The sequence below is a fragment of the Aliiglaciecola sp. LCG003 genome (assembly GCF_030316135.1).
GTDB lineage: Bacteria > Pseudomonadota > Gammaproteobacteria > Enterobacterales > Alteromonadaceae > Aliiglaciecola.
The window spans coordinates 1268200-1282177 of the sequence record NZ_CP128185.1 but is presented as its reverse complement, the minus strand read 5'-3'; the positions used below and the strand labels follow the sequence as shown (position 1 = coordinate 1282177).

General features: G+C 41.9%; 12 protein-coding genes. 9 read left to right on the top strand and 3 right to left on the bottom strand.

Annotated features, from left to right (window positions below; all coding sequences use genetic code 11):
* Window positions 1–297 precede the first annotated feature (297 nt).
* The 3 genes from QR722_RS05375 to QR722_RS05365 form a co-directional block, all read right to left on the bottom strand.
* The gene (locus QR722_RS05375) at window positions 298–2415 is read right to left on the bottom strand and encodes a PQQ-dependent sugar dehydrogenase (protein ID WP_286285977.1); all 2118 of its coding nucleotides are present in this window, start codon (window positions 2413–2415) and stop codon (window positions 298–300) included.
* Between the two features lie 135 nt (window positions 2416–2550).
* Window positions 2551–3396, bottom strand: a complete 846-nt coding sequence (locus tag QR722_RS05370) for a hydrolase 1, exosortase A system-associated (RefSeq protein WP_286285976.1) — start codon at window positions 3394–3396, stop codon at window positions 2551–2553.
* Window positions 3393–4184, bottom strand: a complete 792-nt coding sequence (locus QR722_RS05365) for an alpha/beta hydrolase family protein (protein WP_286285975.1) — start codon at window positions 4182–4184, stop codon at window positions 3393–3395. Before QR722_RS05365 ends, QR722_RS05370 begins: the two co-directional genes overlap by 4 nt.
* A 220-nt stretch (window positions 4185–4404) precedes the next feature.
* Here QR722_RS05365 and QR722_RS05360 point away from each other — a divergent pair, with 220 nt between their 5' ends.
* From QR722_RS05360 to QR722_RS05320, 9 genes are all read left to right on the top strand, one after another.
* Window positions 4405–5562 (top strand): PLP-dependent aminotransferase family protein, encoded by a 1158-nt coding sequence (locus QR722_RS05360; RefSeq protein WP_286285974.1) that lies wholly within the window; start codon window positions 4405–4407, stop codon window positions 5560–5562.
* On the top strand, window positions 5559–6581 hold the full coding sequence (locus QR722_RS05355; protein WP_286285973.1) for a GNAT family N-acetyltransferase: 1023 nt from the start codon (window positions 5559–5561) through the stop codon (window positions 6579–6581). Before QR722_RS05360 ends, QR722_RS05355 begins: the two co-directional genes overlap by 4 nt.
* Window positions 6582–6591: 10 nt before the next feature.
* Entirely contained in the window at window positions 6592–7542 is a 951-nt protein-coding gene (locus tag QR722_RS05350; RefSeq protein WP_286285972.1) for a glycosyltransferase family 2 protein, read from the top strand.
* 62 nt (window positions 7543–7604) lie between these two features.
* Window positions 7605–8570: a glycosyltransferase family 2 protein gene (locus QR722_RS05345; RefSeq protein ID WP_286285971.1), complete on the top strand. Its 966-nt coding sequence runs from the start codon at window positions 7605–7607 to the stop codon at window positions 8568–8570.
* 30 nt (window positions 8571–8600) lie between these two features.
* A complete protein-coding gene (locus tag QR722_RS05340; protein WP_286285970.1) occupies window positions 8601–9857 on the top strand; it encodes a glycosyltransferase family 4 protein in 1257 nt (418 codons plus the stop codon).
* A complete protein-coding gene (locus QR722_RS05335) occupies window positions 9847–10818 on the top strand; it encodes a glycosyltransferase (protein ID WP_286285969.1) in 972 nt (323 codons plus the stop codon). Before QR722_RS05340 ends, QR722_RS05335 begins: the two co-directional genes overlap by 11 nt.
* The gene (locus QR722_RS05330; RefSeq protein WP_286285968.1) at window positions 10818–11930 is read left to right on the top strand and encodes a glycosyltransferase; all 1113 of its coding nucleotides are present in this window, start codon (window positions 10818–10820) and stop codon (window positions 11928–11930) included. The genes QR722_RS05335 and QR722_RS05330 overlap by 1 nt, the downstream gene beginning before the upstream one ends.
* Window positions 11931–12833 carry a sulfotransferase family protein gene (locus tag QR722_RS05325; RefSeq protein ID WP_286285967.1) on the top strand — a complete coding sequence of 301 codons (903 nt, stop codon included), beginning with the start codon at window positions 11931–11933 and terminating at the stop codon, window positions 12831–12833.
* Complete coding sequence (locus tag QR722_RS05320; RefSeq protein WP_286285966.1) at window positions 12808–13974, top strand: glycosyltransferase family 4 protein; 1167 nt, start codon at window positions 12808–12810, stop codon at window positions 13972–13974. The genes QR722_RS05325 and QR722_RS05320 overlap by 26 nt, the downstream gene beginning before the upstream one ends.
* The last annotated feature ends 4 nt before the right edge of the window (window positions 13975–13978 follow it).

The following is a 13978-nucleotide window of genomic DNA, read 5'->3' as shown; positions in this document are numbered from 1 at the left end:
CGGAGTTCATCAGAGGCCAGCGTTGATTAAACCAACGCTAATAAAGAGCCTGAATATATGTCAGAACTAAGCCATTTTAGACTGCCTTCAAGACAACAGACTAGCGGTAATAGAATAGTAAAAACGTAATTCGTGCAGAAAATCAGCACGAAGGGGCAATTAGTACGTTGACATCAGGGGAGCGTCCATATATGTCTATTTAAATATTAACGGTGGGTGTCCATATAAAAAAGCCACTCAATATTATTGAATGGCTTTTAATTGTGTAGCATCACCTTTATTAGTGACGCTTTTTAATTAATGGGAGTGATGTTGATCCGGTAGTGATTCCAAATAAGTTACCAAGTGGTCGATTTCTTTGGGTTTTAGGAAACCTCCCCACGGCGGCATCATTGGGCTTTTATCCACGGCCATGCCGCCTTCAACGATAATTTTATGAATTTGCTCAGAACTAGTATTGTGATGATATAAAGGTGAGGTGAAATCTGGCAATGGCACACCCAGCAATGCCGAGTCTGGCCCATTACCATCTCCTTTCACACCATGACAACGTCCACAATTCACCGCAAACATGGCGGCTGTAGCCTTAGGATCATAACCATCCGGAGTATCATCTTTTTCCTCTCTGAATACATTTGCTTGGTCCGCTCGAACAAGATGAAGTACCTCGCCGCTAGGCTCAGACGCAGCACCTAGCGTGGTCACAATAATTTTACCATCGTTTAATTGCACAACGGAGCTAATACCGCGCTGGGCATATTGGTTGGCTCGGGCAATCAACTCTACTTCTTCAACTTGCTGTTTATCCGAATCCATCACGAAAATTTTGGCCGAATAGTTATCTGCAAATACGTATTTGTCCTTCAAACTGGGATAGGCATCTGAGCGATTTACAATACCTCCGATTACGGCGCGATCGTAGGCATTGTGCTCATAGGTATAGACTGGGCCTTGCTCGGGTAAATTAAGGTTTTCCCATCCTTCCACACCACTCTCTTTGCGCCCTTCGACTACGGGAAATTGGTAGTGCTTGCCAATCTCGATCCTGTTCACTTCCTCCCAAATTGTCGAGCCAATATCGCCCAGCCATAAAGCATTGGTTTGCGAGTCAAACTTAAACCGGAAGGGGTTGCGTAAGCCCAATGCATAGTATTCATTGCGAATAGCGTCATTGTCGAAAAACGGATTATCTTTGGGAATATAATAGTTCTGTGCCGTACCATATTCGAAAGGTTTATCTATTGGTACACTGCGAGTGGGGTCCATGTCCACATCGATACGTAAAATAGCGGAACGAAACACCTCTGCAGACGTTGTAGCCTCAGGCGGGTGAACCCCCTCACCTAAGCCAATATATAGAAAGCCGTCTTGCCCAAACTCCAATGAGCCGCCATTGTGAAATCCAGACTTATTTCTCACTAATTCGAATAAAATCATCTCAGAGGCAGTATTAACCGACGCATCTGCGGAGGTTAATTCAAACCGTGATATTCGGTTGTATTGCTGTTTCTCCGCCCGTGTATCTGTGTAGTACAAATAAAGGTAAGACTTAGATGCTTGAGGATCAGCAAAATCAGGATGGAATGCAAATCCTAGCGCGCCGTTTTCCATTTCAACTTCACCCATACTCGCCGAGACATCGATAACAACCTGTGCTTCTATGCTATCGGTAGAGGACACTTTTAGAATTCGTCCGCCGCGTTCTAGGATAAAAAGCGACTCATCATCACCAGGCGCCTGTCTAACCAATAATGGCTGCGCAAATTTCAAGTTGGGTAAGTAGTTACGAAAGCCCCAATTCGATGTTTCAACAGGGTTAAACCAAATACGAACTTGAGTGATCACATTGGCAATATCACGGTTGCTGGTGAAGGCTTTCCCCATCACCAATGGCACCAAAAAGTAAATCAGCGCTAACAGACCTGTGATGCTGAATAAGCGCGTAAACATCGCACCAATACCACCGAACAGGCCAGCAAAGATACCATTGCCAAAAGCGAGGCGACTAAACAGCACATACGCCAAGACATAAAACGCAGAGGCAAATAAGCCAATCGCCGCAATCAATTGTGGATCGTAGTTTATGGTGGTGGCTAAGAATAAATATAGAGATGCCGTGGTATAGGCGTATAAAAACCAGATATATTCGTTGGCAAAGCGCTGCTTAGACACAAATGCACTGCTGCCGTTACGCCAATACGCCAAACCGATTTGCAGGGCATAAGTGATTACAAATATCTTCACTATTTGCCACATATCGCTATGGCTGACGTACACATCAGGAAGATGCAGTACCGACTTGGGAATTATCGAAAAGTGCTGAGTGAATCGATAACTTAATACCACAGTCACGGCGATAATAAGCAATTGGATCAGCGCACTGATGGCAAAAATCTTACTACTTTTTTGAGTCACAATAAATCCTGTTTTTATGTGTATGGGCGGTTCGATTTACCTTGAACCAACTTCAATTCGATTAGGCTACTATATTGCCAGCCAAGTACGAAAAAATGCAATTAAATTCCGTCATTTACCAATCATACACAAAGCTCAAATTGAATCGCTAACCTGTTTTACAAACTGCACGGTAATGTTTTCAACCTGTTGTTTGAACACCTTGCTGGAAAACGTATGATCAGCTCGCTCGATTCTATGGATTTGGCTTTGTGGTGATTTTAAGACTTTCCAGTTTTTGTTGGCTAATGTTTGCTGTTCAAACTCTTTGGCGGTCAAATCAACACCACTTAGCAATAAACAGATCTTGCCTTTGAAAGCAGCAAGCCCCGCTTGCATTCTAGATTGGTAACTGTCTTGTTGCTGTGCATGACTGGTCACGCTGTCTTGCACGAAACCTTTTGCATCGCCAAGACTCGAGGCGACATTGACCTTTCCTTTGAATAGTTTCAACCAAAAATCTTTCGACAACAGTCGCTGAATATAATAATACTTAAGCATGGTTTTACCCATAGCGGCATCACTTCGAAGCCATGGATTTAATAATAAAATACCGGCCACGCGGGGATCTTTAACGGCATAGATCATGGCGGCAGACGCTGCATCGCATAAGCCCCAAATCACTATTTTATTTACACCTAATTGCTCGCATAGCACATCGCTCGCGGCGGCAATATCATCGCAAATGTTATCAAAGGTTTTTTTATCGCCGCTGCTGTCGCCCATTCCACTGTAATCAAAACGCATCGACGGAATGCCTTGCTTTGCCAAAGCACGGGACAGTTGTACAAATTGGCGATGACTTCCAACCCGATACTGAGGCCCTCCCACAACGAGTAAAACAGCTACTTTTGCCTGCTCTTCCCCATGATGAACAATGCCCATTAAGCGATTATCACCGCATGAAAACACCACCGGTGTTTCAGTATTAGTAGCACTCATGCATTGTCCTCCAATGCGTCTAATGTGGGTTGATGCAAATGGGCTTGGACAAAAATCTCAGGTATCTGCCAAAACGCACTACCTTCAAGACAACCTAATTTCAAGTTACTCTGACCCCAATGTTTGGTTTGTATGGTCACGGCGGGGGAAATGGAATTACTGGCTAACTCCAACCAGTGTATGGGGAAATTAACACTCAATTTTTTGGGGATTTCTAAGCCATCAATACTTTCTAATAAGGTAGAAGTGATTTCATAACCGCCCACTTCAGTATTATTTCCGGCTAGAATACTGTCTCGCCAATTAGTTTTGGTTTCACCTTGGATCATTGAGCTTGCTTGCTTTAGGCGCAAAAACTGAGTCATGAACTGCTTGCCTTTGCTAACCGGCTTCCACAGCAACAATTTGTCTATGGTTAGGATTTGATTGATTTGTTCAAGTTGTTGAAACATTAATAATGCACCAAATCGCACACCCCAAAGGGTAATACTACTGGTGCCCTGCAGCTTAAGCCAAGACACGCAGTCAATAATATTTTGTTGCCAGATACCTGCATCGACCTGCTCTATATTACCTTCGCTATCACCACAGCCAGCGTAGTCTAGTACATAAACACAATAACCGTGCTGAACTAAGAACTGCGCTTGTTTGGCAATGATCGCACGACACAAATTCATTTCTTCGAATACCGATGGCAACAGTAAGATAGTGTTATCCGAACGGTGTTGACCGAACTGGCTAACGAACAGTTTTTTATCGCCCGACGGAAAAAAATGGCCACTTATCACGATGCAATTCCACTACTGATTAAAAAATTTTGCGTAGCATATCTTAATCCGCTTTTGTGCGCATTAGCTGCTGTGGTTTTAAGCCTTATCCTAGCTGACTATTTTAGCTATTTTAGCCATGTTAACCGTAGCAATTTAACTGAATTTGCCCTAGCATATGGGCTGATAAGTTAGGGAATCACGGCATCTCATGGAGAGGCCCTTAAGTCTGAAGAGGCACATGGCAGTTAAATTTTTACCACCCATTGCAAATGCAAGTCAGTTTCCGGTACCTATCGTTACCGCAACACCCAAATTTCGGCTAAAAGACTTACGCTTATTTCGGCCCCGCCGTGATTTCATGTCTAAAGCTATTTTCACTCGTAACGGGCGTGGCGCGATTGGTATCGCTGGCAATACCTTAAAAAAACCGGGCAAAAATGTAATATTGATCCCAGCATATCATTGCCCGGCTTTAGTTGAGCCCTTTATCTGGCTTGATTACGAGGTGCGCTTTTATCCCGTGCAGGCAGATTTGTCAGTCGATTTAGCGTTACTAGATGCTGCTTTTGCGACAGAAGACGTGACTCATTGCGTGGTCGTCAGATATTTTGGCTTTGGGCAAAACAATGATCAGGTAATTGAATATCTACATTCCAAGCCGGTGGAAATCATCGAAGATTGCGCCCATTCAATGTTTCGTTTTGTGCAGCATTTTGATCCTCAATTGACACCTGCATTAGATGTAAGTGCCAGTATTTGCAGCATTAACAAGATATTACCGAGCATAGACGGCGGTGCACTTTATTTAAAAACTCCTTTTGAGGCGAAGTTGGATCAGGTTGGTGTGTCGGAGGAAGCTAAGGCTTGCGCCTTTCTATTCGGTATTCCCCAGTTCGTCGACAAACTAAAATCTAAATTCAGTGCCACCAAGTCGTCCCCGCAGCCAGAAACACTCTCAGAGCAGGTTGCCCAAGATGACGGTCACCTACGCTATTTTCAACCGGTTGATTTAATCTCAGCCAGTTATCGACATACTAAAGAAATTTTCTGTCGCAGCTATTTATCTGAAGTGAAGCAAAAACGCCGAAACAACTTTATATACTTGGTTGATAAAATTGATAACCCAAAAGTCGGTCAGGCGTTATTTAAAACATTAAATGATGATGTGCCTTACGTAGTGCCATTTTTACTCGAAGATCAAGTGCACTTTCATACTATCCGCAAGCGGGGTATCCAAATTTTACGTTGGGAAGAGGTGGCAATCAGTGACTGTCCAGTGAGTCAGGCTTATCGTTCTCGTTTAATTCAAATTCCTTGTCACCAGCAACTTAATCAATCTCAACTGGATTTCATGGTAGACACTATCAACCAACTTACCCCTCAGGATGCACTATGAATTGGTTAGTATTCCCTTGTTCTGAATTTCCTGCTCATCAATCAGCTTGGGCTAAGTTGAATCGTGACACTATGAACTTGGCATTTTTTGAGCCTGAATTTGTTGGCGGCTTAATTGAACATTTTTTTTCTGGCGATGAACAGTTTGTTCTAGCAACACATAACGACAAATTGGTTATGGCAGGCTTTTTCAAGCCACTTGGAAAAGGACGATGGGCCACCGCAATGCCTTCTCAGTGCCCATTAGGATTGTTTTTACATCGTGATAAAGATGTTGGTGAAGAGCACATGAGCCAGCTGTGCAGTGCACTGCCAGGCAAAGTCTTGATGCTCGACATGTTACAAATGGACAGTAAATTTAGCCAGTTTAGCCCACCCAGCGCATTTGAAAAAATGCCTTACATCACCACTGGAAATCGCCCCATACCCGATGATTTTGATGTTTTTTTTAAGTCTCTCGGCAAAAACATGAGGCAGAACTACAATAAAGTGATAAACCGTGCAGCTCGGGCTGACGACATCCTGTCATTTCAAAAAGTCAGTAAGCCAGAACAGGTTAAACAAGCTATTCTAAAATACGGTGAAATTGAAAGCAGTGGTTGGAAAAATGATCAAGGAACCGCAATTTCGCCTGACAACACTCAAGGTAAATTCTATCAACAGGCTTTAAGTGAACTAGCCGAAAAGGGTAAAGCCTGCTGCTGGTATTACTTGATTAATCAACAAATTGTGGCTGTTGATTTGTGTATTCAACAAGATGATTGTCTGATTATCCTAAAAACCACTTACAATGAAGAATTTAATAAGCAGTCTCCAGCGCTGATGCTTAAAATTGAAATGATTAAGTATTATTCTGAGCATATCGCTAGCGAAAAAATTCGCAATATTGAATTTTACGGCAAAGCGATGGAGTGGCATAAGCGCTTAGACTCGACGTTGCGAGAAATTGAACATGTAACTTATTACCCCAACGCACTCGCCAAGGGCGTGATTAATTTAGTTAAGAAAATTAAAGGTTAACTGACGCTTTATGAAGCATATGATTTCGGTGGTTATCCCCTTCTATCAGCGTTCCTCTGGTTTACTCGTCAGAGCCTTAGAAAGTGTGGGTAAACAAACGTTATTCGATTCTATTGAAGAAATTATTGTAGTAGACGATGGCTCGCCCATTGCCGGCCATAGCGAGTTAGCTCAATTAGAGGGTAATAAAACATTATTGACTAAAGTTAAGCTTTTAGAAAAACCAAATGGTGGGGTTGCCTCGGCGCGCAATAGCGGTATTGAGGCTGTCACTCCAACGGTTAAATTTATAGCTTTACTCGACCCTGATGATGAATGGTTGGAAGATCACCTAGCATTAGCCATGCAGGCAATGTCAATCGGCAGCGATTTTCATTTCAGCAACTTCACTCATATTGGTCAAACCGTTGGCGCTTTTGAGCGCGCCGGTTATATAGAGCCGTCCCAGCACGTCCAATTAGATAATCAACATAATTACCAATATACTGGTGATATTGTCAGGCAAATTACCACGGCGAACGTAATTGGCGCGTCTTCGGTTATTTATGACCGGCAAAAGCACGCCGAAAATCGCTTCAAAGAAAACTTCCGCTTTGCCGGGGAGGACTACCTAATGTGGTTAGATATTACCCGTGATAGTCAAATAATTACCTTCACGAGCAAAATCACCACCCGTTGTGGTGAGGGGATCAACTTATTTTCCGGGGCAAAATGGGGCACCATGCACCTCAGCAAGCGTCTTTTTGATGAAATAAACTATCGTTACTATTTACTCAATAATGTCACTATGAGCAAAGCAAACAGGGATAGAGTCAAGGAAATGTTGTACGACAACCGAAAGGCATACTTAGGCAATTTCCTATCTATGCTAAAAAGGCTTAAACTATCGGCAATTCGATTATTTTTTCAACACCTAAATAAAAAGGCATTTCGCAAAGTACTTTTCAAGCAATGTGAGTAGTGCTTAGCACCCTAAGCAATGATAGATCGTCAGAATTTTTTAAATATGAACAGGAAGGTCGCTTGAAACTAATTGTACAAATACCGTGTTACAACGAAGAACACACTTTACCGGCTACCTTCAATGATATTCCTAAAACCATTGAAGGCATAGACAGCGTCGAAATCATGATTATTGATGACGGCTCCAAAGACCAAACCATCGAGGTCGCCAAAAAGCTTGGCGTGGATCACATCATCGTTAATAAAAACAACCGTGGTTTAGCGCGCACCTTTCGCAAAGGCATAGATGAGTGTTTAAAACGCGGTGCAGATATCATTGTCAATACCGATGGTGACAACCAATATGCGGGTTGGGACATCCCTAAATTGATCCAGCCTATCCTCGACGGCAGTGCTGATGTTGTAGTTGGAGATAGAAAAACCGCTCAAATTAACCATTTTTCACCATTTAAAAAGTTCCTACAACGCCTCGGCAGCTTTGTGGTGCGCCAACTATCCGGAGTAGACGTACCTGACGCGGTAAGCGGGTTCAGAGCCTATAGTCGTGACGCAGCACTGCAACTTAATATCGTATCGCCTTTCAGTTACACCATAGAAGCCTTGATCCAAGCTGGTAAGAAGCATATGGCCGTTACCTCAGTGCCAGTTGAAACCAATGAAAAAACCCGCGAGTCACGCCTTTTTACCAGTATCCCAAAATTCATTGAGCGCCAACTAACCACCATAGTGCGCATGTACACCATGTACCAACCGCTCAAAGTGTTCTTCTTTATCAGCCTGATTTTAACCACCCTAGGTCTTATTCCGATTATTCGCTTCATGTATTTCTATTTTACCGGCGACGGTGGCGGCCACATTCAATCCCTGATAATCGGTGGCACGCTAACCGTTCTGGGTTTTATTACTTTTTTGATCGCCTTATTGGCCGATTTGATCAACTTCAATCGTCACTTAGTTGAGCAAACATTAGAGAAAGTGCGGAGAATGGAGCTCGAAATGCAATCGCAAAAGCGGGACAAAGATTAACTTTCTAGGTCCAGGGATGAATTGCTAAATATGACAACTCGAATTTTAATCTGTGCGTCTACATTTCCACGTTATCAAGGTGATGGCATGGTTGATTTTGTTTGGCAACAGGCACGCTACTTAAAAAAACACTACCCTGATTTTGATGTGCATGTTCTAGTGCCACATGCACCAGAGGCGAGTCAATATGAAGTTTGGGAAGGAGTCCATATACACCGCTATAAGTACTTCAAGCCTGAGTCTTTTCAAACTCTTGTTTATCCGGCAATTTGGCCAAATATCAAAGAAAAACCGCTACGCTTATTTCAAGTACCTTTTTTATTGGCTGCTTGTTACTTCGCGACTCGTAGGATTGTACAGCAATATAAAATTGACTTGATATACTCCCATTGGTTTACTCCGCAGGGACTGATGTGTAACCGTGTTGCAAACCAATTTTCGATTCCCCATACGTTAACGTCTCACGCTGCTGATATCACTATTTTGCGCAAAATCCCCTTTCTAGGCAATTATTTAGTGCGTAAAATTCTCCCCCAATTTAAAGCTATATCGTTCGCAGGCAGCAGGGGAAGAAATCAAGCCCTAGACTTTTTCGACTCAAATACCCGCGACGAAATTGAAGTTAAGTCGACCGTGCTGCCAATGGGAGTAGATCTGAACTTGCCAGATTGTTCCGCAGATGAAAACCAGCAAGTAAATGATGGGAAACTACGATTAGTATTTGTTGGCCGCTTGGCCGAAAAAAAGGGCGTAACCTATCTACTTCATGCGATGGCGGATGTGCTTAACAAAGGTATTCCTGTCCAACTAGACTTGTTGGGTGACGGCCCTTTACTTGGTGATATAAAACAACAGGTCAACGCCCTTAACTTATCCAATTCCGTAAAGTTTCATGGATTCGTAAATGGACAAGACAAATTTCGTGTTTTAAGCCAAGCAGATCTATTTGTTTTGCCATCAATCGTTACGGCCGATGGTGACGCTGAGGGCTTACCAGTTAGTTTGCTTGAGGCGATGTCTGCTGGGATGTTGTGTTGTGCTTCAGATGAATCAGGCGCCCCTGATATTATCGAAGATGGCAAGACAGCAATATTATTTAAAGCCAAGAGCAGCGAAGCTTTAGCGAATGTTATTCAACAAGTCAGTTTGATGGATAATACAAGTCGAGCGGCTATAGCAAACAATGCAAAAGCCGCAGGCATTGAGTTTTTGTGGGACAACATGATCCATAAACATGCAGCGTATTTAATCACCCCTTTTATTGGTTTAGACCGCCGTGACCAATAATCTTAACCCAAAGCCACCTATAGTTTCCGTTGTAATGGCATGCTATCGAGAACCCTTAGATTGGTTCGGGGCAGCAGTAGATTCAATTCTGGCACAGACCTTAGCAGACTTTGAATTCATCATAGTTTTGGATGACCCAAATAACCTATCTATACGAGAATATCTGTATCAGAAACAGCTTAGTGATGGGCGAATAGTCATTATTGAAAATGCCAGCAATCTTGGTTTGGCAAAATCTTTAATGAAGGGAATTGAGCAATCAACAGGTGCTTTTATCGCCAGAATGGATGCCGATGATGTTGCCTATCAGGAACGACTGAAAGTTCAATATCAGTTCTTATTGGCAAATCAGCAGGTAGGCTTGGTGGGCAGTGCCATAGAAAATATAGATGAACTGGGCAATGTGCTTGGCAAACAATATTTTCAGTCAGATTATGCGCTGATGAAAAAGATGATCCCCTATTGCTCTGTGGCATGTCATCCCACTTGGATGTTTACCAAGCAAGCCTACGACAAAATTAAAGGCTATCGTAATTTATCTACGGCGCAAGATTATGACTTTTTATATAGATTAATTGATGCCGAAATTGAAATTCATAACTTGCCAGTCGCACTACTCCAATACCGTATTCATAATGCTAGTATCACCAGTGGTATGAGCCTAAAACGCTACAAAATAAGGCGCTATATCCATAAGCTACATCATGATCGAGTTCGCCAAGGTCATGACCATTTTTGTGAACAAGAACTGCAACATTTTATTGACCAAGCCTCACCCAATAAGTTGGTGAGCAAACTGCTTACCCAACTAAGACAATCCGAACAAAGCAACAGCCCAATGAAGTATGTGATCCTGCCATGTTTGGCCATACTATCGAATGACATTCGCCAGCGGATCACCGACCACTTAAAACTAAAGTTGCTGCTTGCCAAGCACACTAAATCTCAGGACTTGTCATAATGCAGTTAACCGGTAGTAGAAAGAAAAAACTGTGTTTTGTCAGTAGCACCCTCTCAAAAGGCGGCGCCGAGCGAGCGCTGAGTAATCTTCTGTGCAATATGGATAGAGAGAATTTAGAGATTACTGTTTTATTATTGAATCAGGTAGTGACTTACCCTGTACCTGATGATGTTAAATTAGTTGACTTGCAAAAGCGCTCCGCGGTGTATCTTCCTTGGTGCTTTTTGCTATTGATAAAAAACTTGCTCCAGATAAAGCCAGACATCCTCATCAGTGTTTGGTCATTTCCGAGCCTGCTTACCGGGTTAGCGCTGAAACTGTGCCGATTAAAAACGAGCTGGGTTGTGCGAGTAGCGAACAACCCAGCTAACCAAGAGGATGATTGGCGAAAAAAGATCTTCTATTGGCTGTATCAACACGCTACTGCTTACATCGTCCTATGTGATGAATTAAAAGATAACTTTGTCGATTTCTATCCCTATGCAGCTGGTAAAACCTATATGATACGCAATGGTTTCAACATTGATGTTCTGGTTGATAAGGCTAGTGATACCAGCGTTGAAACCCCAGCCAATGGATCATACTTAGTATCCGTTGGCTCTCTAACCCAGCAAAAACGCTACGACATTTTGATAGAGGCCTATGCGTTATTGAGCCCAGACAAACAAATCCCATTACTTATTTTAGGTGACGGACCATTACGTAAAGAATTAGAGCAACAAGCTCATGGATTAGGAATAGCAGACAAAATACGCTTCAAAGGATTTGTCACTAATCCTTATCCTTATGTTTCCAACGCTAAGGCTTTTGTTCTAAACAGCGATTATGAAGGACTGTGCAACGCAGCAATAGAGGCCCAATGTTTGGGCGTCCCTGCCGTGATTACAAATTGCCCTACGGGTAATAAAGAGATTGTAGAGCACGGCGTGACGGGTTACCTAGTGGCAACTCAATCGCCATCAGAAATGGCCTGCGGTATTACAGCCCTAATCAACCTTTCAGAAAATGATTATGCCAGCATGAAAACCAACGCTACCAAATTAGTAGGTGAAAAGTATCGTATTGAACGATCAGTCAAAAGCCTCAACACACTTATTACGGACCTAAATTAGATGAGCTCGTTAGCAAGATATCCAAATTTATATATTGTCGGTGCACCAAAATCCGGTACGACAGCAATGGCGCGACATTTGATGGCGCACCCAGATATTTACACACCATTGCAGAAGGAGTTCACTTTTTTTGGCAAAGATCTTGTTCGTTATGCTGAATTAATTAATGAAAAATCCTACCTTAATTGGTTTAAAGAATGGGATGATGAAACTTACGCGTTGGATGCATCACCAACCTATTTGTATTCAGAATCCGCACCATATGAATTTTTAGAAAAATCGCCAGATTCTAAAGTTGTCATTATGCTAAGGAACCCTGTAGAAGTAGCCTATTCAATGTTCTACGAGGCAAAATTCAGTACTCGTGAAGTAGTAAATACTTTTGAAGAAGCATGGGATCTGGAACCATCGAGAATAACTGGGGATAATATTCCTAAAAATGCTAGATTGGAATATACAACTAGATACCAAAGTCTTGGATTATATTGTGATCATGTAGAACATTATTTGAAGGTTATGGGTAAGGAAAATGTTCACATCATATGGTTTGATGATTTCAAAAATAATAATAAAGCAAGTTACACCGGACTATTAGATTTTTTAGGCTTACCTCATATTTGTCCAGCCGAATTTCAAGTACACAACCCAAGCAAGGTAGCAAGATCTGCAAAGCTTACTCATTTTGTTACTACTCCCCCCAAATGGATGGGTACGATTGGTAGCTTATTTCTACCAAAAGCGACACGATGGAAAATTAGGAATTACGTTAGGTTAAAAAACATGAAAAAAGTCGAGAAGCCACGGATAGATCCTGCTACCAAAGCAATGCTCCAGAATCATTATAGTGGTGATGTCAAAAGACTCGAAAAACTGCTCAATGTCAACCTTGAACATTGGTATTAAACAATCGTCAAATGAAAACAGAAAGAACAAAATCTTGAAAAATGTCCTGTTAATAACTTATCAGTACCCGCCTGAGGTTGGTGGCGCGGGTTCAGTGGCTCGGGATATTGCTCGACTAATTCAGCATGAGTGCAATCTTACCCTAGTGACCTTAGATAAAGGTCATCTCATAGAAGAAACATTTCCTATAATACAAGCAGATACGGCATGGCCTTTCAGGTTTTTAGGCTTTTGGAAAACGCTACGTGAGCTAAACCTAGACCAGTTTGACGATATTATTGTCAATGATACAGGGGCAAGTTTAGTGGCTGCACGATATTTCCCGGCACATATAAAAGCTAAATGCTGGGTATACTTACACGGTAGCGAACCAGAGAATATTTATATTAAACCTGAACCCATATTTAGATTGCTCGGCTTCAAGAAAAAATATACTCAATTACTGGAACACTGCAAACACATCATCGCAGTCAGTGACTACATGAAGCACAAATTTGTTTCGATGACACAATTATCTCATTTAACAGAGAAAATTGTAGTTATTACGAATGGTATAGATGAATCCATGTTTTCACCTTTGAAAGTAGACTTGCGTGAAAAATATAACGTTAAAACGGATACTAGAATTTTGTTATCGGTTAGTCGTTTAACTACAAAAAAAGGCTATGTGCGCAAACTACACTTGTTTAAAAAGTTATGTGAAAAACAGCCATTATTCTGGATTGTCATTGGGAATGGGCCATTTGTAGATGAGTTTAAATCTCACGTTGAGAGACATAACTTGCAAAGTTCGGTATTGATACTTCAAGGGTTAGAGCGGAAACAACTTGTAGATTATTATTCTGGCGCGGATTTATTTTGGCTTTTATCCGAGTATGATGAATCATTTGGTTTGGTCTATCTAGAAGCTAATTTCTGTGGCTGTGCGGTTGTAGGTAACCGCAAAGGCGGAGTTCCCTATCTCATAAATGAAGGTGTAAATGGTTTTACAGTGAGCGAATCTGATGATCAAGAAGCCCTGACAAAAATGATTCAAGCACTCACCCCCAACACATTTAACTCAGAGAAAATAATTCAGTCTGTTAAGAATTACTCAATTCAAAAAACAAAATCGAGCCTGTTAGACTTACTTAAACAGTAATATA